Source organism: Streptomyces bikiniensis (genome assembly GCF_000716625.1).
GTDB classification, from domain to species: domain Bacteria; phylum Actinomycetota; class Actinomycetes; order Streptomycetales; family Streptomycetaceae; genus Streptomyces; species Streptomyces bikiniensis.
Map to the genome: position 1 here is coordinate 96043 of NZ_JNXJ01000004.1, position 20316 is coordinate 116358.

Consider the following 20316-nt stretch of genomic DNA (forward strand, 5'->3'; position numbering starts at 1 on the left):
GGATGTGACGCCATCTGTTGCACAGTCTGCACCGGAAGAGGCCACAGTGCATCAGGCATGCGGAAGCAATCCGCGCAAGTACGTCCACGGCCACGAGGAGTCACCCGGGGGCGACCCTCCGCGACACGGGACCGGAGGAGGGGCGGCCCGGGCGCCCCGCCCTCAGATCCCCACGACCTTGGCGGACGCCGACACCTCGTACACCAGGGTGACCGTCCGGCGGCCGCCCGGCGGCAGGGAGACGTCCCAGCGGACGATGCCCTCCGCGTCGACCGAGGCCGGCGCGGGGGAGCAGGACTCCTCGCGCAGGCGCACCTCCACCGCCGAGACCTCGGAGACGGGGATCCGCTCCCGCAGGACGACCACCCGCTCCCCGTCCTCGCCGGGGGCGGAGAACCGGGACAGGTGCAGTCGGACCGTATGGGTGACCACGGTCCGCTGGGTGAGCCCGGCGGCGCCGTGGGACTCCTCGGCGTACCGGACGACCCGGATGTCGTCGCGACTGCCGTAGGCCAGCTCCGCGGCGGCGCCGGGAGCGGTGAACTCCAGCGCGCCGCGGCCGATGAAACCGCTGCCGCGCACCAGGTCCACCGGTCCGGCCAGCAGGGCGTGCCCGGACCGGTTGTCGAACCGCACCACCTGCGTGACCAGCGGGGACAACTCGGGGGAGCAGGCGTACTCGTCGCCCGCGCCGGTCGTGAACACCGAGAGCGGCACCCGGTGCGCCCGGCCGTCGGAGGAGACGGAGACCGGCGCGGGGGCGTGCAGGATGCGCGCCTCGCCGCCGTCGTCGACCCCCGGCAGGCCGAGCACCGGCGCCGGCCCGAGGTCCCCGATCAGCTCCTCGCGCACCTCGACGTCGACCGTGCGGCGCTCGGCGGCGGAGCGGTCCCTGAGCGTCAGCCGGTCCTCGACCAGGCCCGGCGGCTCGGTGGCGAGCGCCGAGCGGGCCGTCGACAGCGTCAGCCGCACGTCCGACCAGTCCTCGCCGGTGCGCTGCCAGACCACGGCCTCGGTCTCCAGGGTCAGCGAACCGCCGTCGAGCACGGCCCGGTAGGCGGGCCGCCACAGCGCGCACGGGGTGAGGTGGCCGATCCGCAGCCGGGCCGGACCCGCCTCCGCCGCCTCCACGGTCAGCTCCACGTGGGCGACCAGCTCGGCGGGCTCCCGCTCGCCCTCGGCCAGGGCCCGCAGGATCGCGTCGTCCTCGGCGTCGAGCCCGGTCAGCCGGGCCTCGACGGCCCGGAGCCGTTCGGCGTACGCGTCGCGCTCGGCGTCCACGCGGTCCAGCTCCCGGCCCCAGCGCTCGCCCTCGCTCTCGCCGGAGCCGCTGCCCTCGCGGATCTCGCGCAGCAGGTCGGCGGCGAGCCTGCCGAGCAGGTCGAGCCGGACGCGCAACCGGTCGCGCTCCTGCTCCGCGGTGCGCCGTTCCTTTTCGAGGGCGTGCGCGCGCAGCCGCAGGGCGGAACCGTCCTCGGAGGAGGGGACCGGACCGCGCGGCGTCCAGGTGCGGACGATCCGCGCGGCGAGCACGGTCACCGGGGCGTCGGAGGCCGGCTCGGCGTGGAGGGTGCGGTCGACGGCCAGGGCGCTGACCGGGCCGAGGCGCAGCCGCTGGACACCGGCCGCGAGGTCGACGACGGCGGCGCGCTCGACGTGGGCGCGGTCCTCCAGACAGGTGACGGCGGTGACGGGAAGGGGGATCGGCCGGGATTCCGTGGTCATGGTGGGTCAGCTCCTGCGGTTGCCGTCGACCAGGGCCTTGCCGGCCGGGATGCGGATCTCGTAGCCGCCTTCGAGGACGGCGGTGCCGCCGGCGGGGAGTTCGACCCGCCGGACGCGGGTGCCCGCCGCGTGCTCCTCGGGCCCGTCCTCGGGCACCGCCCAGCCGGCCCGTTCCTCGATCCGCACGTCGGGCTCGGAGGTGACCGGCACCCGCTCGCGGACCTCCACGACGGCGGGCGCCGCGAGGCGGTTCACCAGCTCCACGTGGACCTGGTGGTCGAGGACGGTGACGTTGTTGCGCAGGCCCGCGGTCGACTCCCGCAGGTGGGTGCGGCGGGTCACGCGGATCGCCTCGGCCGGGCCCAGGCCCAGCCGCCGGACACCGCCGGGGGCGAGCGTGGGGAGCGCGGCCGTCAGCAGGAACTCGTCGTCGACGGTGACCTCCACCGGGCCCGCGAGGAGGGCCTGCCCGGTGGCGTTGGAGACCACGAGCGTCGTGTACACGGTCTCCTCCACGGACGGGACGCAGAGGTACTCGGTGCGCAGGCCGACCGGGATCTCGCCGACGGTGACGGTGTGCCAGGTGCCGTCCGAAGGGACGTCGGCGCGGGCGGCGGCGTCGAAGCGGTGGTCGAAGGAGCCCGCCGACTCCCGGGGGCGCACGGCGTGCCGGGGCAGCGGCAGCGCGGCCACCCCCTCGGCGCGGCGGCGGTACTCGGTCGTCACGGCGTCGGAGGAGGAGTCCGGGAACAGGCGTCCCCGGCGCGGGCCCCGGTCGTCGGGGCCGGACAGGACGAGGGAGGCGTAGTCCAGCTCGTCGCCGCTCGGCCGCGGCGGACCGGACGGTGCCGGGAGCGGTGGCGGGGCCGCCGCGGCGGGGGCGGGAGCGCCGGGAGCGGCGGGCGCCATGGCACGGCGGGGGGACCGGGAGACGGAGCCCGGTGCGGCGCCGGGCGCCCCGCCGTAGCCCTGCGGCGCCGGCGCCGGAGGCCCGCCGTAGGGCTCGGGCGCGAAGCCGTACCCGCCGCCGGGCGGCGGGGGAGCCCCGGTGAGGGTCGGCGGCCCGGCGAAGGCCGGGGGCGTCGGTGCCGGAGGCGGCGTCGGGGCGGGGGCGGCCGCGACCGGCACGGCGACGGAGCCCGCCACGGCACCGCCGGAGGCGGAGGCCGGAACGGGCCGGGGTCCGGCCGCCTCGTACCCGGCGAAGAGGTCGGAGAGGCCCGCCGGGGGCTCGCGCCAGCCGGACGGCGCGGGGGCCGCCTGCCGGCGCCCGATCCGCACGGAACGCAGCCGGGGCAGGTCGGTGCGGCGCCGCAGGTCGGCGGTGGCCAGGGCGAGGCGCACCCCGGTCCAGTCCTCGCCGGTCCGCTGGGCGACCGAGGCGCGCAGCACCAACCGCCCCCCGTCGTCGCCCCGGTGGTGCGAGAGGCGGTAGGCCGGCACCCAGACGGCGCCCGGCACCCCGTACTCCAGCTCCAGCTCCAGTTCCACTTCCGCCGGAGCCTCCCCGCCGACCGCGCCCTCCAGGGTCAGGACGGCGGAGACGGTGGTCCCGACGTGGGGCGAAGGGGCGTCGGTGGAGGCTCGGGCGAGCCGGTCGGCGGCGACGGAGAGCGCGTGCTCGGCGTCGCGCAGCTCCTCTTCCAGCTCGACGAGGCGCGCGTGCAGCCGGGCCAGCCGCTCGTCGACGAAGTCGGCGAGTTCCAGCCAGGCGTCGACCGCGGTGCGGCGGTACGGGTCCTCGCGCTTGCGGGCCGGGGAGACCGGGTGCAGGCCCTCGACCTCCGCGATCAGGGTCCGCTGCCGGTCCCGGCGCCCCTGGGCCGCCGCGCACGCGTCGCGCAGCCGCTCGACCTCGCGCCGCAGCGCGTCGGGCGCGCCGTCGCCGAGCGGCTCGGACGCGACCTCCACCCGGGCCTCGGTGACCCGGACTCCGGCCGGTCCCAGGACCCGGGCCCGCAGCGAGCCCGGTTCCAGGGCGCGGGGCAGTCCCGCGACCCGTACCCGGCCGTCCGGGGGCACGGCGCCCCGGGCCAGGCGGCGGCAGACCGCGCCCTCCGCGTACACCACGACCGAATCGAGGGTAGACCCCCACCTCCGGGCCGTCTCCTCCGACATGCGCCTCGCCCCCTGCCCCGTCCGTCGTACCGGCCGAAGCCTACGCGGACGGGCCGCGTTCCGGTGCCGGAGACCGGAACGCGGCCCGGGGCCGGGAGGGGGACCTCAGGCCGTGGACGCCGCTGGGAGGGGGCCTCAGGCCGTGGACGCCGCCGCGAGGGCGTCCCGCACCTCCGCCGCCAGGGCGTAGGGGTCGCCGGCCGGCGCGGTCGGGTAGCGCCGGTGGCTACGGGCCCAGGCGTCGTCCGTCGCGAACCAGTCGACGTCGGCCGGCGCGGCGCCGGTGGCCAGGGCGGTGTCCAGGCCCTCGAAGTACGCGGCCCAGCGCGGCGCGTAGAGGTCGCGGACGAGCCCGTCCCACTCGCGGTTGGCGTAGTCGCGCAGCCCTCCCTCGCTCGGCCCCCGGCCGCCCCAGGTGGTCAGGATCGAGCGCACGTCGTACTCCAGCCGGTCGCGCTCGGCCGGATCGGCGCCCCAGGAGCGGGCGCTCTCCAGCCACGGGCCGAGCAGGAAGCGCCGGTCGGAGCCGACGAGCCGGCCCAGCAGCTCCGTGTCGGCGTTCCACTCGCGCACCAGCGCCCGGAAGCGCTCCAGGTCCTCGGCGTCGTACGCGGCCTTGATCCTCGGCAGCAGCACCCGGCCGCGGTTGGTGAGCGCCTGGCGCGCCACGTCCACGAGGTCGTAGCGGTACGCGTCGGTGGTCCGCAGCGCGGGCGGGACCCGGAGCAGTTCCGACAGCGCCCGCTCCACCGTGGCGGCGTCGTACCGGGCGAACGGCGGGCTCCAGAGCGCGGCCGTGGTCGCCGTGAGGCTCGGCCGGGCGGCGAAGACGCTGTCCTGCGGGTCGCCCCAGGTCCCCGCGGGCGTGCTGTACGGACCGAGGCGCAGCTGCTCCCACGCGGCGGCGGCGTGCGGGTCGGCGCCCCCGTAGCGGCGGGCGGCGTAGTCGGCGAACCAGGCCCGCTGGTCGACCGGGCCCGGCTCCCAGGCGAGCGCGGTGAACAGGTCGAACACGGCGGGGTTGCCGCCGGTGGCCTCCGGCAGGTAGGCGATGCCGCGCAGCTTGGAGCCCGGCTTGGTCAGCCACGTGTGGAAGCGCTCGCCCCACAGCGCGGTGTTGGCGCCGATGCTGGTGTGCCCGCCGAAGTTGGGGATGGTGCCGAAGGCGTAGGGGGTGCTGTTCCACTGCTTCTCGCGGTCGAGGCCGTTGTAGCGGTCGGAGACGCCGTCGACGATCAGGACCCGGTCGCGGTCCACCCCGCTCAGGAGCTTGGGGGTCGGGTTCCGCTGCCAGCCGAGCAGGACCCAGGTGGCGCCGGGACGGGAGGCCTCCAGGGCCCGCTGGACGGCCCCGGCGGCCGCGGCGACGTCGACCCCGCCCGCCGCGCCGCCCTCGTGCAGCAGGTCCATCTTGAACATGTCGCTGTCGCCGAACCGCTCCTGCTGGACCCGGTAGTAGGCGGCGGCGAGGCGGTCGAAGACGGGGCCGGTCGGGTTCAGCCAGTCGGGCCGGTCGAACTCCACCCACTTGCCCTGCGGGACCGTGACCGCGCCCGGGTTCCGCTCGGCGAACCCCGGCGGCACCGTGCCGAAGTAGCCCGGCAGGACGGGTGTCATGCCGAGCGAGCGCAGCTGCCGCGCGATCCGGGCGCCGAGCGCGGCGCGGGCCTCGATCAGCTGCTCGGAGACCGGGCCCGCGAACCCGGAGATGTTCTGCAGCAGCCACCAGGCCTGGTGGCCGGGGGCGGGGATCCAGTCCCGCAGCTCGGCGGCGCTGTAGCCGAACTCCTGGAGGGCCCGGTAGTACGGGTACTCGGCCCCGGTCGGCACGAAGACCTCGTTCACGCCGTGCAGCGCCATCAGGTCGATGTCGCGGCGGTACGTCTCGAAGTCCCGGTAGGCGCCCGAGTAGCCCTCGTCGGTGTCGTTCAGGGCGTAGCGGTGCGGCACGCTCGCCGACCTGGTGAGGGTCCCGGGGACGGCGGGGAGCACGGCGGGCAGCCGGTCGAGGCTGTCGCCGGGCCAGCCGATGTCCACCTTGGCGACCCGCTCCAGGTACCAGCCCGCTCCGGCGAGCAGCGTGGCCGGCGAGGTGCCCCGCACCTGGATCCGGCCGGCCGTGCCGGAGACCTCGAAGCGGTCGCCGGACTCCGTGCGCGCGACGGGGACCAGGGTGAACTGCCGGGCCTGCGAGGACAGCAGGCGCTCCAGGCTCGCCCGCGCGGGCGCCGCGTCGAAGGCGGGCGCGGCGGGGGCCGCGGCGGCGGAGACGGCCCCGCCCCCGGGGGACAGCGCGCCGGGGGCCACCGCCGCCGCGGCGACGAGCACCACGAGGACGAGGACGTGACGGCATCGGAGGATCAGGCGACTGCCCATGTGGTTCCCTGCTCGAAAGAGGCCGGCGGATCGTCCGACCACTCTCCTACGCGCCCCCTTGCGGGGAGGGGAAGCGGAGCGGGGTCCGCCGGGGTCTCATCCTTACGGGTGTACACCGACGGGTGTACGCGGCACCCACCGGCGTACGAAGCCGCCGGTGCGGGAGGCCGGGGGCGCACGATGCCACCGGTCACGTGCGGTGCTCCGGCAAGGACGAGTCAACTCCCTCGTCCGTAGGAGTGGTTGACGGATGGTCTGGACCAACCTACGGTCTGCTGGAGCGCGCGCCACCCCAGGACCCATCCCCCCACGTCCCAAGGAGCACGCATGCCAGGCCCCTGGATCCCCCGTGTCCTCGGAGCGGGTCTCGCCGCCCTCCTCGCGGCCGCAGCCCTCGCCGCGCCCGCCGCCGCCGAAGGCGCGGAGCCCACCAGGACCGCCGTGTCCGCCCCCGTCTCCACCACCGGAGCCGCCGACACCTGCGCCCTCAAGCCGAAGCCCGCCGGAAAGGTCCTCCAGGGGTACTGGGAGAACTGGGACGGCGCGGCCAACGGCGTCCACCCGCCCTTCGGCTGGGCCCCCATCGACGACCCGCGCTTCGCCGCCCACGGCTACAACGTCCTCAACGCCGCCTTCCCCGTGATCCGCTCGGACGGCACGGTGCTGTGGGAGGACGGCATGGACAGCACCGTCCGCGTCGCCACCCCCGCCGAGATGTGCCGCGCCAAGGCGGCCGGGGCGACGATCCTGATGTCGATCGGCGGGGCCACGGCGGGCATCGACCTGAACTCCACCGCCGTCGCCGACCGTTTCGTCGACACGATCGTCCCGATCCTCAAGAAGTACAACTTCGACGGCATCGACATCGACATCGAGACCGGTCTGGTCGGCAGCGGCTCCATCACCGCCCTCTCCACCTCCCAGGCCAACCTGATCCGCATCATCGACGGCGTCCTCGCCCGCATGCCCGCCGGCTTCGGCCTGACGATGGCCCCGGAGACCGCGTACGTCACCGGCGGCAGCGTGGTCTACGGCTCGATCTGGGGCGCGTACCTGCCGATCATCAAGAAGTACGCGGACAACGGGCGCCTGTGGTGGCTCAACATGCAGTACTACAACGGCAGCATGTACGGCTGCTCGGGCGACTCCTACTCCGCCGGCACCGTCGCCGGGTTCGTCGCCCAGACCGACTGCCTGAACAGGGGCCTGGTGATCCAGGGCACCACGATCAGGGTCCCGTACGACAAGCAGGTCCCCGGCCTGCCCGCCCAGCCGGGCGCGGGCGGCGGCCACATGGCGCCGTCGGCCGTGGCCCAGGCGTGGAACCACTACAAGGGTGCCCTCAAGGGCCTGATGACCTGGTCGGCGAACTGGGACGGCTCGAAGGGCTGGACCTTCGGCGACAACGTCAAGGCGCTCCAGGGCCGCTAGAACCCGACCCGCCGGACGGGCCCCGGGCCCGTCCGGCGGCTCTCAGGGGAACAGGACCTTGGCGAGGGCGAGGCCGGCGAAGACGGCGCCGAGCCCGGCGAGGACGGAGGCGACGACGTTGGCCGCGGCGGAGAACCGCGCGCCGGTCTCGGCCAGCCGCAGCGTCTCGTAGGAGAACGTCGAGTACGTCGTCAGCGCGCCGCACAGCCCGGTCCCGAGGAGCAGCTGCACGGTGTGCCCGGCCGCGCCGGACAGCGCGGCGCCCGTGAGCAGGCCGAGGACCAGGGAGCCCACGACGTTCACGGTGAGGGTGCCCCACGGGAAGGCGGTGCCGTGGCGGGCCTGGACGGCGCGGTCGGCCAGATAACGCAGGGGCGCGCCGACGGCGCCGCCCGCGGCCACCAGGAGGAAGTCGTTCACGGCCGGCCCTCCCGGGCGTCGTCGGCGGGGACGGGCAGGTCGTCTGCGGGGGCGGCCGGGCGGACCGCCGGTCGCGTACGGGAGGTCATGGCGCGCTCCGGTGCGCCAGGAGGCGCCGTGTGCCGCGGGCGCCGGCGGTCACCGCCGCCAACGCGGCGGCGACGGTCGCCACGAGGTAGACGAGCGCGGTGGCGGCGCGGTCGGCGGCGACGAGGCGTTCGACGTCCACGCAGTACGTGGAGAAGGTGGTGAACCCGCCCAGGAACCCGGTCCCGAGGAACGGGCGCAGGAGCGGATGGGCCGTGAGGGCCTCGGTGACGGCGACCAGGAGGACGCCGATCGCCAGGCAGCCGGCGGCGTTCACCGTCAGCGTCGTCCAGGGGAAGGCGCCCGCGGGCGTGGGCCACAGCAGCGACGCCCCGAAACGGGCCAGGGCGCCGAGCGAACCGCCCACCGCGACGACGGCGACCACCACGGGGACGCCGTGGCGCGGGGACTCCCGGCGCCGGCGGCTGTCCGTCGGGCCGGGCTCGGGGGCGACGGGGCCCAGGTCGGGATCGATCGGCTCGGAGGCCCCGGACCGCGGTGGTTCGTCGGAACGCATACCTCTCCCTACGCGTGGTCCCCCGCCGCGGGCGGGGACGGGTCACGAGTAGGGACCGTTGGCGGCGTCGCGTGCCGCGGTTCGGGGACGGCGGGCCCCACCGCCGCGCGACCGCCCGGGGGCGGTCGCGCCTCCAGGATAACGGGCGCCGCCGGGACACCACCGCCCGACACGGAACGGGGAGCGAGACGCGGGAAGGGGTGGGGGCGCGCGGGAGCGCCGGTGCGCGGCCGCCGGGAACGGCCGCGCACCGGCTTCCGTCAGGCGGTGTGCAGGGTGAGGCCGTAGCGGCCGAGGATCTCGTTCACGGGCTGGAACCAGGTCTCGCCGCCGGAGGAGCAGTTGCCCCAGCCGCCGGAGGTGACGCCCTGGGCCTGGTCGCCGCTGATGAACGCGCCGCCGGAGTCGCCGCCCTCCGCGCAGACGCTGGTCTTCGTCATCTGGTGGACGGCGCCCTGGCTGTAGTTGACCGTCTGGTTCTTGGCGAGGACGGTGCCGCAGTGCCACTTCGTGGTGGAGCCCGAGCGGCAGATCGACGCGCCGACGGGCGCCTCGGCGGAGCCGCGCACCAGCCGGTCCGGGGTGGCGCCCCAGCCGAGGACGACGGGCACGGTCCACCAGCCGCTGTGGATGCTCACGTACGCGTAGTCGTCCCCGGGGAACGAGGAGCCCTGGAAGGTGCCCATGGCGGAGCCGTCCCAGCCGCGCACCGCCGCCCCGGCCCGGCCGCAGTGACCTGCGGTCACGAACCCGCCGTGCACGGAGAAGCCGATCGAACAGCGCACGTTGCCGGTGTAGTACGGGTCGCCGCCGACGGTCCCCGCCGCGTACGTACGGGGCGCGGTGGCCGCCTCGGCGACGGTGACGGGCCCGTTCGCCCGCGCCTTCTCGACGAAGGCGCGCACGGCGGGGGCGTCCCGCTCGGCCCGTACGACCGTGACGACGACGCTGTTGGCCTTCGGGTCGACGTGCCAGCCGGCCACGCCCCGCGGCGCGGAGAGCGCGTCGAGGCGGGACTTGGCCCGGTCGAGGGCGGCGGCGCTGTGGCGGACCACCCGGGTGTCGGCGCCGAGCGCCCGCACCCCGGCCTCCTCGGCGCGGTCGGTGAGGGCGACGACGAGCCGTCCCGAGGCGGGGTCGAACCACGAGCCCCCGTACGCGCCCCCGGCCGTCTGCCGGGCGGCCTTCTCGACCTCGGTCGCGGCCTTCTCGGCGCGCAGCCGCTCCTCGGCCTGAGCCGGGGTCAGGCCGAGGTCCTGCCGCAGGGCGTCGAGGAGCCCGGCGGACGCGGAGGGGGAGGCGGGCGGTTCGGGGAGCGGGGCGGCGTTCGCGGCCCCGGCGTGGGCGGCGCCGAGGCCGAGGGTCAGCAACAGGGCCGCGACGGCGGCGCCCAGGGGGGTGGTGCGTTTCACGAAGCCTCCTGGTGTGGGGGACCGAACGCTTGAGAGCGCTCTCACCGAGCGCCGACCGTTACGCTAGCGCCACCGACTTGGCAGGTCCATACCAAAAACGAGACGAGGGGCGGCGACTACGGAGAGGAGCGCGGACCGGTGCGGGGCGCCGACTTCCGTGCGTCCCGCCCCCGACCGCCTCTCGTCGCCGACCATGGTTGTTGCGGAGAGTGATCGCGTGGGGAATGATCCCGGCCGTGACGATCCTCCTCGCCGTCCTGGTCGGCCTGCTTCTCTGTGGGCTCTACCCCTGCGTCATCGTTCCCGACCTCGCCGACCGCTGGGTTCGCAAGCACTTCGTGGCCTCCGACTACGGACTCGCCCCCCGTGGGCAGCTCGATTCCAGCCGCCCCGGCCCGCCCCCGCCGCCGCACCGGCACCGGGAAGGGCAGGCCGTGGCCGACGCGGCGTGGAACGGGGACTGGCGGGTCGCCGAGGCCTATGTCCGGGCGGCCGGCGAGGACTGGGACGAGCGCTGGTCCCGGACCGAACTCCTCCAGGAGGTCGCCCGCGAGGAAGACGCCTGGCTGGAGGCGTGGCGCGCGGCCGAGCCCGGGAACTGCGACGCGGCGACCCTCCGCGCCCGGATCATGGTTCAGCGGGCCTGGGCGGTCCGGGGCGGCGGTTTCGCCCACGAGGTCTCCAAGGACCGGATGAAGAGCTTCCGCGCGATGCTCCCGGCCGCGATCGAGGAAGCGCGGCGGGCCGCGTTGCTCGACCCCGCGAACCCGGGCCCCTGGGTCGTGATGGTCACCGCCGCCCGGGGCGCCCAGTACGGCCGTGCCCGGTTCCGGCCGCTCTGGGACGGCCTCGTCGCCCGGGCGCCCCACCACTACGAGGGGCACTGGCAGGCACTCCAGTACTGGTGCGCCAAGTGGTACGGCAGCGACAGGCTGATGATGCGCTTCGCCGGGCGGGCGGTCCGCGAGGCACCGCAGGGCAGCCCGCTCGCCGGCATGTACCTGCACGCCCTGGAGGAGCTGGTCGGCCGCCCGGCCACCGCGTTCTCCTCCACGCCCCTGGTGAGGGGGCACCTGAAGCGGGTCGCGGCCTCGTTCGCCGAGGTGGACCCCGCCGACGAGCGCCTGCCCGCCCTGCGCCACCTCCTCGCGCACTACATGCTCCGGTCGAGGATGTACGGGCCCGCCCTGGAGCAGTTCCGTCTGATCGATCCGTGGTGCGGTGCCGAGCCCTGGCGCAGGGAAGGGGGCCCGAAGGCGGCCTTCGAGACCGCCCGGGGCAGGGCGGTGAAGCTGTCCCGTGCCTCCGCCACCGGCACGGTCCGCTCCCACGGAACGGCTCGCTAGGGACTGGCCGGCCGCCCACCACCTCGACCACCGCTGCCGCACCACCAGCCGCCGCACCCGCGGCGGTTGGGCAGGCCTGAGTGCCGCCATGCCCCTCATCTGTCTCGTCCGCCACGGCCAGGCCTCCTCCGGAGCGGAGGACGACGACGTCCTGTCCGGCCCCGGCCGCCGCCGTCGGCCGGGAACTCGCCCGACGGGGCCTGCGCGATCCGCACCTCGTCTCCGAGACCCCGAACCGCCGGCGCGACACGGCCCGCATCGCCGCCGAGGCGGCCGAATTCCGGGGCCCGCTCCACCGGGACGCGCGCCGGAACGAGTGCGACCACCTCGCCCTGCCGGCCCGCTACGCCCCGCCGCCCGACGGGGAGCGGTCCGTGCAGGGCCCTGCTCGACCACGCCCTGGCGGCGTGGAGGGAGGGCCCGAGCCTGCCGGGGGCGCCCGCGTCGCGCTGGCCGAGCTGCCCGCCGCGCGTCAGCGGGCTGCGATCGCCTCCCTCAGGGCGGGGGCGACGGCGAACAGGGCGAACACGGAGGCGCGGACCCGGTCGGCGACGACCTCGGGGGTGGAGGTGTCGAGCTTGCCGTCGAGGTGCAGGAACGCCAGGCCGTGGACGAGGGCCCAGACCGTGGTCGCCAGGGCGTCGGTGTCCTCGACGCCGGGGAAGGCGTCGCGGACGATGCCCCGGACGTACTCGGAGATGGCGGCGGTCGCGGCGACCCGTTCCTCGCTTGTGGGGTCGCAGGGCTCGGCGAACATCGCCCGGAAGAGGGCCGGGTGCTCCAGGGCGAACCGGACGTAGGCCACGGCCACGGCGGCCAGGTCGTCCGGCGTCGACGGGACCGGGTGGGCCGTCGCCAGGTGCTCGGCGAGCTCGCGGTAGCCCTCGGCGGCCACCGCGGACACGAGCGCCTCGCGGTCCGCGTAGTGGCGGTAGGGGGCGGTCGCCGAGACTCCGGCACGGCGCGCGACCGCGCGCAGCGAGAGGCCCGCGCTGCCGTCCTCTTCGAGGAGTTCCCGTGCCGCCCGCAGGCAGGCGGCACGCAGATCACCGTGATGGTACGTACTGTTCTGTGCCATGGGCCACGCTCGCTCTTCCTGAGTCCACTGCTTGCTCGCCCGTCAAATGTAAATGGTGCATACATCCTAAAGGATCGAAAAGGAAGAGGGAACTCGGGATGACCGGTGAACCGTTCTCTGTTGCTCCGGCCAGGTGCTGAGGAACCGGATGGCCTCACCCTGGACCTCCCCCCCCGTGCCGACGGGACCACTACGAGGCGGAGCGCACGACGGAGCCGGTGACCTGGTCGGACAAGACGCTCGCCGCCGCGCCGGACGGCATCGACCCGGACGACTTCGACGTGGTGTTCTATCCGGGCGGACACGGTCCGATGGAGGACCTGTCGGTCGACCCGGTCTCCGGCGCGCTGCTGACCCGGGTCCTCGCGTCGGGCAGGCCGCTGGCGCTGCTGTGCCACGCTCCGGCGGCCGCGTTCGCGGCGAGGAACGAGGACGGGTCGTGGCCGTTCACCGGCTACCGGATGACGGGCCTGTCGAACCTGGAGGAGAAGTTCAACAGCTTCGGCCGCAAGGCGATCTGGCTCCTGGAGGACCGGCTGCGGGAGAGCGGGGCGGAGTACTCCAAGGCCCGCCTCCCGCTCAGGCCGTACGTGGTGGTCGACCGCAACCTGTACACCGGGCAGAACCCGCCGTCCTCCGAGAGCCTCGCCGAACGCCTCGTCGCCGACGTGAACGCCACCGCGACGCGCTGAAGTCCGGTACGGCACACCGCCACGCCCCACTGTCCGGTGGGGCACACCGCCACGCCCCCACCGTGGTCCGGCCGCCGGACACACCGCAGGGCCTCCGGGCGCCGGGTTGCACCCGTACGAGGGGCGGGGACCATGGGAGGGAGGGCGAGGAGCGGCCCCCAGGGACGACCACCCCGCCGGGCCTGTCACCGGCAGGCAGGCGCATCCCTCCACTCCCGCGCGGAGGCCCCCGTGAACGAACCCGGCGACCCTCTCGCCCCCCGGACGGACCGCCCGCTCCGGCTCGGCACCGGCATCCCTCCCGAGGACGCCCGCACCTTCGTGCGCGAGCTGTACGCCGCGGCCCGGGCCGACCGCGACGAGGAACGGGCGGAAGCCGACTTCGAGCGGGAGGAGTGAACCCGTGGGCGACCTGTCACCGGGGTTCCGGGGGAAGGCCCGCGACCTCATGGCCCGGCTGCCGCCGGGGCAGTACCCGACGGAATCGTTCCCCGTCCTGTCGGCCGGCCCCACCCCCCACATCCCCACCGACCGGTGGTCGTTCACCGTCACCGCCGAGACCGGCGAGAGCCGCACGTGGACGTGGGAGGAGATGATGGCGCTCCCGCAGGAGGAGCCCACCGTCGACATCCACTGCGTCACCCGCTGGTCGAAGTTCGACACCCGCTGGCGCGGCGTCCCCCTCGACGCCTTCCTCGACGGGGTCGGGACCGCCGCCGACTTCGTCGTCGCCGAGTCCTTCGACGGCTACACCACCAACCTCCCGCTGGAGGACGTCACCGACGGCAAGGCCTGGCTGGCCCACTCCTTCGACGGTTACGCGCTCTCCCCGGACCACGGCGGACCGGCCCGGCTCGTCATCCCCCACCTGTACTTCTGGAAGTCGGCCAAGTGGGTCAAGGGCCTCGTCCTCACCCGGGAGAACGAACCCGGATTCTGGGAGTCCGCCGGCTACCACGACTACGGCGACCCCTGGCGCGAGCAGCGCCACCGGGGCGACTGATGCACGGGTGGCGACGGGCCCGCCTCGCGGAGCGGACGAAGCAGACCGCGACCGGCCGCACCCTGAGGTTCGAGGTCCCCCGATGGCCGGGGCACCTGCCGGGCCAGCACGTCGACGTACGACTGACCGCCGACGACGGCTACCGGGCCGTGCGGAGCTACTCCCTCGCCGCTCCCGCCGACGCCGACGTGATCGAACTGGGCGTCCAGGCGGCGTTCGGCGGCGAGGTCTCCCCGTACCTGGCCGACGACCTCCCCGTGGGCGCCGAAGTGGAGGTCGAAGGGCCCCTCGGCGGCTGGTTCGTGTGGACACCGGGGGACCCCGGCCCGCTCCTCCTGATCGCCGGGGGCTCCGGCATCGTGCCGCTGATGGCGATGCTGCGGGCGCGGCTCGCGTCGGAGTCGGACGACCCCTGCGCGCTCCTCTACTCCGTACGCGACCCGGACGAGGTCTGGTACGCCGCGGAACTCGACGCCGTCGGAAGCGCCGGAAGCGCCGGAAGCGTCGGCGGCACCGTCGATGTGCGGCGCCTCTACACCCGTACCGCCCCGGACGGCTCCGCACGCCCCCCGGGGCGCATGACGGAACGCGACCTGCCGGTCCTGCCGTCCCCGGCGCAGGCCCGCTGCTACGTCTGCGGCCCCACCGGGTTCGTCGAGCACGCCGGCGCTCTGCTCCTGGCCGCCGGACACGCGCCCGACCGCATCCGTACCGAACGCTTCGGCTGACACGCCCGCGCCGCACGGTGAGGAGCCTTCCATGAACGAGCACCCCCTGTACCTCGACGGCAACGCCCTGGCCGGCCCGCTCGGAGAGGTCTTCGCCGTCGACCCGACCACGGCCTGGCGGCTCTGCCCCTCCTGTCGCCTGCCCGCCACCGTGGCCCAACTGCACGTCTACGGCCCCGAGCCCGGCCTGACCGCCCGCTGTCCGGGTTGCGCCGCCGTCGCCCTGCGCGTCGTCACCCAGTCCGAGTACCTTTGGCTCCAACTGGGCGGCGGCGCGGGCGCCTTCCGCTTCACCCTGCCGCCCGCCGCGCCGTGAGCCGCGTTGGGCGTCCTTCAGGCGGATGCCCCTGGTTCTCCCGCACGAGGTGGCACGCGAGCCCCGTGAAGGAGCGCAGCAGCATGATGCAGAGGCCGGAAAGCCGGTCCGCGCCCCATTCGGCGAAGAGCTGGTTCAGACGGGGCGCGGGTGCCCCCGAAGGCGGCGACGGAGACGGAGTGCGCGGACCCGCCGGCCGGCGATCCGCCCGAGGACGGTGCCGCCCGGCGGGCGCACCAGGAGGCCGGCCGCGAAGACGGCCAGGGCCGACAGCAGCGCCGAAACCCGCTCGGACGGGTCGGACGTGATGGTGGCGACGAAGGGTGTGAACACCGCGTACGCGCTCCACTCGTACTGCCCGAGGACATTGCCGACCGTGCCGGAGAAGAGGGGCGTGCGCCTCGACCGCAGCATGGGCGTTCGATGCGCCGCTGGCGGGTGCGGATCGCCTCGCAGGAGATCGCGGCCTTCCGCAGAGCGAGGGTTCGGTACCGAGGGAGCGGCCTGAGGTCGAGGCCCGTGCGGGACCGGTAGCGGTCCGCCGGCTGAACCCGGTGGGGCGGCCGAGTCGCCAGCGCCGGCTCCAGGGGAGTGGTGGGTGCGCCCGCCTCGGGGCGGGGCGGTCGGACGGCCCGGGTCCGCCGACGGGGCGCCGAGCACGGCCAGCCGAATGTTGACAGTGCATACGTCCCGGACGTAATGTTTGTTATGTAAACATTTGGCTCTCGAATGTGTGCGGGCATTCCTCTCTGCTCGATGTCGCGCGCGGCACGCGCCCGGCGTTCGCCGGCCCGGCGGGACGCCGCGGACACCGCGTCCCGGAGACCCCGCGAGAGCCCTTCACCTCGGTTGTGGGAACGGAGTTGTCATGAAGGCTGTGTCGATCAGGGAGCACGGCGGCCCCGAGGTCCTGGAGTGGATCGAGGTCGAGGACCCGACGCCCGCCCCCGGCGAGGTGGTCGTGGACGTGGCGGCCAGTGCGCTGAACCGGGCGGACGTCATGCAGCGCCGGGGCCTCTACCCGTTGCAGCCCGGCTGGTCGCCGTACCCGGGCCTTGAGGTCTCCGGCCGCGTCGGCGCCGTCGGCGAGGGGGTCACCGGCTGGCAGGTGGGCGACGAGGTCTGCGCCCTGCTGACCGGCGGCGGCTACGCGCAGAAGGTGGCCGTCCCCGCCGGGCAGCTCCTGCCGGTCCCGAAGGGGATCGGCCTGGTGGAGGCGGCGGGCCTGCCCGAGATCACCGCCACCGTCTGGTCCAACCTCGTCATGACCGCGGGCCTGAAGGCGGGCGAGACGCTCCTGGTGCACGGTGGCGCCGGCGGTGTCGGCACGATGGCGATCCAGGTCGCCAAGGCCCTGGGCGCCCGGGTCGTCACGACGGTCGGCGGCCCCGAGAAGGCCGAGCGCGCCCGGGAGCTGGGGGCCGACGCGGCGATCGACCACCGCACCGAGGACTTCACCGAGCACGGCCCCTACGACGTGATCCTCGACGTCGTCGGCGGCGACTACCTGGAGCGCAACGTCCGCTCCCTGGCGGCCGACGGGCGGCTGGTGGTCATCGGTCTGCAGAAGGGCCTCGAGGGGCAGCTGAACCTCGCCGAGATCGTCTTCAAGCGGGCCTCCGTGCACGGCACCACCCTGCGGACCCGCTCCGAGGAGTACAAGGCCGAGGTCGTGTCCCAGGTCCGCGAGAACGTCTGGCCCCTGATCGAGAGCGGCGCCGTGCGGCTGATCGTCGACCGGACCGTACCCATGGCCGAGGCCGCCGAGGGTCACCGCCTCATGGAGGCGGGCGGTCACCTCGGCAAGATCCTGCTCGTGAACGACGGGAACGCGTGACGGGACGGACGTGCGCCCGAGGGGCCGTCCCGCGTCGCTCGGCGCGGCGCGCGAACACCCCGTGACGCCCGGCCCCGAACGCCCCGGGCCGCCGTCGCCTTCGCGCCGGCGGCCGGGCTCGAACGCGGCCACCCGCGACGCGACATCGGCTTCGCGCTGCGGGGCGACACCACCAAGAGCCGGAAGCTCCTCGGCGTGCGCCACCGGCCCGCGCAGCACTCCACGGAGGAGACGTTCGACCGGCTCGTCCGGGCCGAGACGCCGAAACCGCACTCCTGAGGAACCGCCCCGCCCGAGCCGCATGGGACCCTTCCGGCATGCGTCTGACAGCCGACGGAACCACACCGGTCTCCCGGTCGGTCCTGGTGAACGACTTCGAGACGGACGACGGATACGCCTTCGCGTTGGCGAGCCCGCTCTTCCTGGCCGCCGGCGACCGCGTCGCCCTCGGAAGGGACGGAGTCGTCGTCACGCGGGCCGACGGAGAACGACTGGCGCCGGCCGGCACCTGGTCCACCCGTTGCAGCCTCGGAGCCCGGAAATACTTTTCGGGCGCGGAGCGGGAAAGCAGGTGTGGGGTGCGGACGAGGGGGCAGGCGGCGGGTGAGCGAGCGGCTCCCGTACGGGCCGTCACCTGCGGTTCCCTTCCCCGCGGGTGACGCCACCGGGACCTCCGCTCGTACCCGGCGGGCCCGTCCGTGCCCGGCCACCGGAGGGGTCGCGTCCGAGCGGCCCGCCGGCAGGCCGGTGCGACCGGCGTTGTTCCGTTGGGCGGAGATCGGCGGCGCCTCCGTTACGGCGCCCCGGTGACCGGTCATGGCTATGGAGCCCCCTGCCCCGACCTCGGAGAGACGATGTCCCACGAGAACCCCCTCAAAGCCGCCGTCGACAAGCTGACCGAGCCTTTCCGCGAGAACGGCCCCGCCGAGGGCGTTCCCGGGGCCCCCTCCTCGGGGCCGGTGACAGTCGAGGAGCCGACCGAGCCGCACGGCCCGCTGCCGCCGAAGCCGGACCAGACCGGCCCGGAGACGGTGAGCCCCACCGGCCAGCCGACCGGCGCGGACCAGGCGCGGGTCGCCCAGAGCGGCGCGTACCTGACCACCGCGCAGGGCACCCGGCTGTACGACACCGACCACTCGCTCAAGGCGGGCCCCCGCGGGCCGGTCCTCCTCCAGGACCACCACCTGCGCGAGAAGATCATGCACTTCGACCACGAGCGCATCCCGGAGCGCGTGGTCCACGCCCGCGGTGCCGGCGCGCACGGCGTCTTCCAGTCGTACGGCACGGCGGCGGGCGTGACGAAGGCGGCCTTCCTCGCCGCCGACGCCGAGACCCCGGTCTTCGTCCGCTTCTCGACCGTGCTCGGCTCGCGCGGCTCGGCCGACACGGTCCGCGACACCCGGGGCTTCGCGACGAAGTTCTACACCGAGGAGGGCGTCTTCGACCTCGTCGGGAACAACATCCCGGTCTTCTTCATCCAGGACGCGATCAAGTTCCCCGACGTCATCCACGCGGGCAAGCCCCACCCCGACCGGGAGATCCCGCAGGCCCAGAGCGCCCACGACACCTTCTGGGACTTCGTGTCGCTCCACACCGAGGCCCAGCACCACGCCATGTGGAACATGTCCGACCGGGGCATCCCCCGTTCCTACCGGACGATGGAGGGCTTCGGCGTCCACACCTTCCGGCTCGTCAACGCCGAGGGCGCCACGACCCTGGTGAAGTTCCACTGGAAGCCCAAGCTGGGCGTGCACTCCCAGGTCTGGGAGGAGGCGCAGATCGCGGGCGGCGTGGACCCCGACTTCCACCGCCGGGACCTCGCCGACGCCATCGAGGCGGGCGCGTACCCGCAGTGGGAGCTGGGCATCCAGACCTTCCCCGACACCCCGGAGCAGACCTTCGAGGGCATCGACCTGCTCGACGCGACGAAGATCGTCCCCGAGGAGCTCGCCCCGGTCAGGCCGATCGGCCTGCTCACCCTCAACCGCAACCCGTCCAACTTCTTCGCCGAGACCGAGCAGGTCGCCTTCCACGTCGGCCACCTGGTCCCCGGCATCGACGTCACCGACGACCCGCTGCTCGCCGGACGTCTCTTCTCCTACCTGGACACCCAGATCACGCGTCTGGCCGGACCCAACTTCAACCAGATCCCGATCAACCGGCCGCACGCCCCGGTCAACGACATGCTCCGCGACGGCTTCCACCAGCAGGCCGTGCACACCGGCGTCGCGCCCTACAAGCCGAACTCGCTGGACGGCGGCTGTCCGTTCTTCGCGGGTGCGGACACCGGCGCCTTCGTCGAGGTGCCCGTCGAGCTCCCGGCCGCGCGCAAGGTCCGCGAGGCGCCTGCCTCCTTCTCCGACCACTTCAGCCAGGCGCGCCTGTTCTGGCTGAGCATGACCCCGGTCGAGCGCGAACACATCGTCGCCGCGTACACCTTCGAACTCGGCAAGTGCTACGAGCAGGCCATCAAGGAGCGTCAGCTCCTCGCCCTGGCCAACATCGACCCCGAGCTGTGCGCCCAGGTCGCCGCGGGCCTCGGCCTGCCCGCCCCCGAGGCCACCCAGCCGCTCGCGGACGTGCGGCCCAGCCCCGCGCTCTCCCAGGTGGGCGGGGAATGGCCCGCCGACGGGCGGATCATCGGCATCGTCACCGACGGCACCGCCGACGCGGACGGCGTCCGCGCCCTGCGCCGGGCGGTGCTCGACGCGGGCATGGTGCCGCTGGTCGTCGCGCCCGCGGGCGGAAAGCTCGGCGACGGCGCCGACGCGATCACCGTCCAGCGCACCTTTGCCACCGCTCGCTCCGTCGAGTTCGACGCCCTCGTCCTCGCCGGCACCCCCGCCCCGGGCGCCGACGCCCTGGGGGCCCGCGACGCCAAGGCCGGCGAACCGGGCCAGGGGGGCGCCGCCGTGGACCCGCGCCTCGCGATGCTGGTCTCCGAGGCGTTCCGGCACGCCAAGGCCATCGGCGGCTGGGCGGGCGCGGAGACCGTCCTGGCGGCGGCCTCGGTGCCCACCGGCGCCCCGGGCGTGATCCTCGCCGACAGCGGCGAGGCGGTCCTGTCCGGCCTGACCCCGCTCCTGGCCAAGCACCGCGTCTGGGACCGCTTCCCCGCCGCGCTCTGACCCGCCCCGTACGCGCCACGGATGTGCCCGCCGTCCCGGACGGCGGGCACATCCGCGTACGGGGCGAACCCACGCCTCCGTACCGCCAACGTCCTTCTTCGG

At 74.8% G+C, this 20316-nt stretch carries 16 protein-coding genes and 1 pseudogene; 9 read left to right on the plus strand and 8 right to left on the minus strand.

Annotation, left to right across the window (positions count from 1 at the left end):
• Positions 1-162 precede the first annotated feature (162 nt).
• The 3 genes from OO47_RS03765 to OO47_RS03775 all read right to left on the minus strand — a co-directional run bounded on the left by OO47_RS03765 (position 163) and on the right by OO47_RS03775 (position 6219).
• Positions 163-1725 carry a mucoidy inhibitor MuiA family protein gene (locus OO47_RS03765; protein ID WP_030212257.1) on the minus strand — a complete coding sequence of 521 codons (1563 nt, stop codon included), beginning with the start codon at positions 1723-1725 and terminating at the stop codon, positions 163-165.
• Positions 1726-1731: 6 nt separating this feature from the next.
• The gene (locus tag OO47_RS03770; RefSeq protein ID WP_051715876.1) at positions 1732-3843 is read right to left on the minus strand and encodes a DUF4139 domain-containing protein; all 2112 of its coding nucleotides are present in this window, start codon (positions 3841-3843) and stop codon (positions 1732-1734) included.
• A 135-nt stretch (positions 3844-3978) separates the two neighbouring features.
• Positions 3979-6219 (minus strand): alpha-N-acetylglucosaminidase, encoded by a 2241-nt coding sequence (locus OO47_RS03775; RefSeq protein WP_030212261.1) that lies wholly within the window; start codon positions 6217-6219, stop codon positions 3979-3981.
• A 327-nt stretch (positions 6220-6546) separates the two neighbouring features.
• Here OO47_RS03775 and OO47_RS03780 point away from each other — a divergent pair, with 327 nt between their 5' ends.
• Positions 6547-7650 carry a chitinase gene (locus tag OO47_RS03780; RefSeq protein ID WP_030212262.1) on the plus strand — a complete coding sequence of 368 codons (1104 nt, stop codon included), beginning with the start codon at positions 6547-6549 and terminating at the stop codon, positions 7648-7650.
• Positions 7651-7692: 42 nt separating this feature from the next.
• Here OO47_RS03780 and crcB (OO47_RS03785) read toward each other — a convergent pair whose 3' ends face one another.
• From crcB (OO47_RS03785) to OO47_RS03795, 3 genes are all read right to left on the minus strand, one after another.
• Positions 7693-8070, minus strand: a complete 378-nt coding sequence (gene crcB, locus OO47_RS03785; protein ID WP_030212264.1) for a fluoride efflux transporter CrcB — start codon at positions 8068-8070, stop codon at positions 7693-7695.
• A gap of 85 nt (positions 8071-8155) precedes the next feature.
• Positions 8156-8674, minus strand: coding sequence for a fluoride efflux transporter CrcB (crcB, locus tag OO47_RS03790; RefSeq protein ID WP_033207974.1), 519 nt, complete (start codon positions 8672-8674; stop codon positions 8156-8158).
• A 260-nt stretch (positions 8675-8934) separates the two neighbouring features.
• Entirely contained in the window at positions 8935-10086 is a 1152-nt protein-coding gene (locus tag OO47_RS03795) for a S1 family peptidase (protein ID WP_030212269.1), read from the minus strand.
• A gap of 236 nt (positions 10087-10322) precedes the next feature.
• Here OO47_RS03795 and OO47_RS03800 point away from each other — a divergent pair, with 236 nt between their 5' ends.
• A complete protein-coding gene (locus OO47_RS03800) occupies positions 10323-11432 on the plus strand; it encodes a hypothetical protein (RefSeq protein ID WP_033208023.1) in 1110 nt (369 codons plus the stop codon).
• A gap of 472 nt (positions 11433-11904) precedes the next feature.
• Here the strand turns inward: OO47_RS03800 and OO47_RS03805 are convergent, their stop codons facing one another.
• Positions 11905-12510 carry a TetR/AcrR family transcriptional regulator gene (locus OO47_RS03805; protein WP_030212275.1) on the minus strand — a complete coding sequence of 202 codons (606 nt, stop codon included), beginning with the start codon at positions 12508-12510 and terminating at the stop codon, positions 11905-11907.
• Between the two features lie 260 nt (positions 12511-12770).
• Here OO47_RS03805 and OO47_RS03810 point away from each other — a divergent pair.
• The 5 genes and pseudogenes from OO47_RS03810 to OO47_RS03825 all read left to right on the plus strand — a co-directional run.
• Positions 12771-13202, plus strand: a pseudogene (locus tag OO47_RS03810) (type 1 glutamine amidotransferase domain-containing protein); the annotation flags it as partial.
• A 231-nt stretch (positions 13203-13433) separates the two neighbouring features.
• Complete coding sequence (locus tag OO47_RS36755; protein WP_158708626.1) at positions 13434-13601, plus strand: hypothetical protein; 168 nt, start codon at positions 13434-13436, stop codon at positions 13599-13601.
• Positions 13602-13605: 4 nt separating this feature from the next.
• Positions 13606-14205 carry a sulfite oxidase-like oxidoreductase gene (locus OO47_RS03815; RefSeq protein WP_030212282.1) on the plus strand — a complete coding sequence of 200 codons (600 nt, stop codon included), beginning with the start codon at positions 13606-13608 and terminating at the stop codon, positions 14203-14205.
• Positions 14205-14933 (plus strand): ferredoxin reductase, encoded by a 729-nt coding sequence (locus OO47_RS03820; protein WP_030212284.1) that lies wholly within the window; start codon positions 14205-14207, stop codon positions 14931-14933. The genes OO47_RS03815 and OO47_RS03820 overlap by 1 nt, the downstream gene beginning before the upstream one ends.
• A 31-nt stretch (positions 14934-14964) precedes the next feature.
• Positions 14965-15249: a DUF6510 family protein gene (locus OO47_RS03825; protein WP_030212287.1), complete on the plus strand. Its 285-nt coding sequence runs from the start codon at positions 14965-14967 to the stop codon at positions 15247-15249.
• Between the two features lie 135 nt (positions 15250-15384).
• Here OO47_RS03825 and OO47_RS03830 read toward each other — a convergent pair whose 3' ends face one another.
• Complete coding sequence (locus OO47_RS03830; protein WP_030212290.1) at positions 15385-15663, minus strand: hypothetical protein; 279 nt, start codon at positions 15661-15663, stop codon at positions 15385-15387.
• A 454-nt stretch (positions 15664-16117) separates the two neighbouring features.
• Here OO47_RS03830 and OO47_RS03835 point away from each other — a divergent pair, with 454 nt between their 5' ends.
• Positions 16118-17086 carry an NAD(P)H-quinone oxidoreductase gene (locus OO47_RS03835; RefSeq protein WP_030212293.1) on the plus strand — a complete coding sequence of 323 codons (969 nt, stop codon included), beginning with the start codon at positions 16118-16120 and terminating at the stop codon, positions 17084-17086.
• Between the two features lie 854 nt (positions 17087-17940).
• Positions 17941-20214, plus strand: a complete 2274-nt coding sequence (locus OO47_RS03840; protein ID WP_030212299.1) for a catalase — start codon at positions 17941-17943, stop codon at positions 20212-20214.
• Positions 20215-20316 lie beyond the last annotated feature (102 nt).

Coding starts and splice junctions, on each gene's coding strand:
- OO47_RS03765 (WP_030212257.1), bottom strand. CDS start 1,725: ATGACCACGGAATCCCGGCCGATCCCCCTTCCCGTCACCGCCGTCACC.
- OO47_RS03770 (WP_051715876.1), bottom strand. CDS start 3,843: ATGTCGGAGGAGACGGCCCGGAGGTGGGGGTCTACCCTCGATTCGGTC.
- OO47_RS03775 (WP_030212261.1), bottom strand. CDS start 6,219: ATGGGCAGTCGCCTGATCCTCCGATGCCGTCACGTCCTCGTCCTCGTG.
- OO47_RS03780 (WP_030212262.1), top strand. CDS start 6,547: ATGCCAGGCCCCTGGATCCCCCGTGTCCTCGGAGCGGGTCTCGCCGCC.
- crcB (WP_033207974.1), bottom strand. CDS start 8,674: ATGCGTTCCGACGAACCACCGCGGTCCGGGGCCTCCGAGCCGATCGAT.
- OO47_RS03805 (WP_030212275.1), bottom strand. CDS start 12,510: ATGGCACAGAACAGTACGTACCATCACGGTGATCTGCGTGCCGCCTGC.
- OO47_RS03820 (WP_030212284.1), top strand. CDS start 14,205: ATGCACGGGTGGCGACGGGCCCGCCTCGCGGAGCGGACGAAGCAGACC.
- OO47_RS03825 (WP_030212287.1), top strand. CDS start 14,965: ATGAACGAGCACCCCCTGTACCTCGACGGCAACGCCCTGGCCGGCCCG.
- OO47_RS03830 (WP_030212290.1), bottom strand. CDS start 15,663: ATGCTGCGGTCGAGGCGCACGCCCCTCTTCTCCGGCACGGTCGGCAAT.
- OO47_RS03835 (WP_030212293.1), top strand. CDS start 16,118: ATGAAGGCTGTGTCGATCAGGGAGCACGGCGGCCCCGAGGTCCTGGAG.
- OO47_RS03840 (WP_030212299.1), top strand. CDS start 17,941: ATGTCCCACGAGAACCCCCTCAAAGCCGCCGTCGACAAGCTGACCGAG.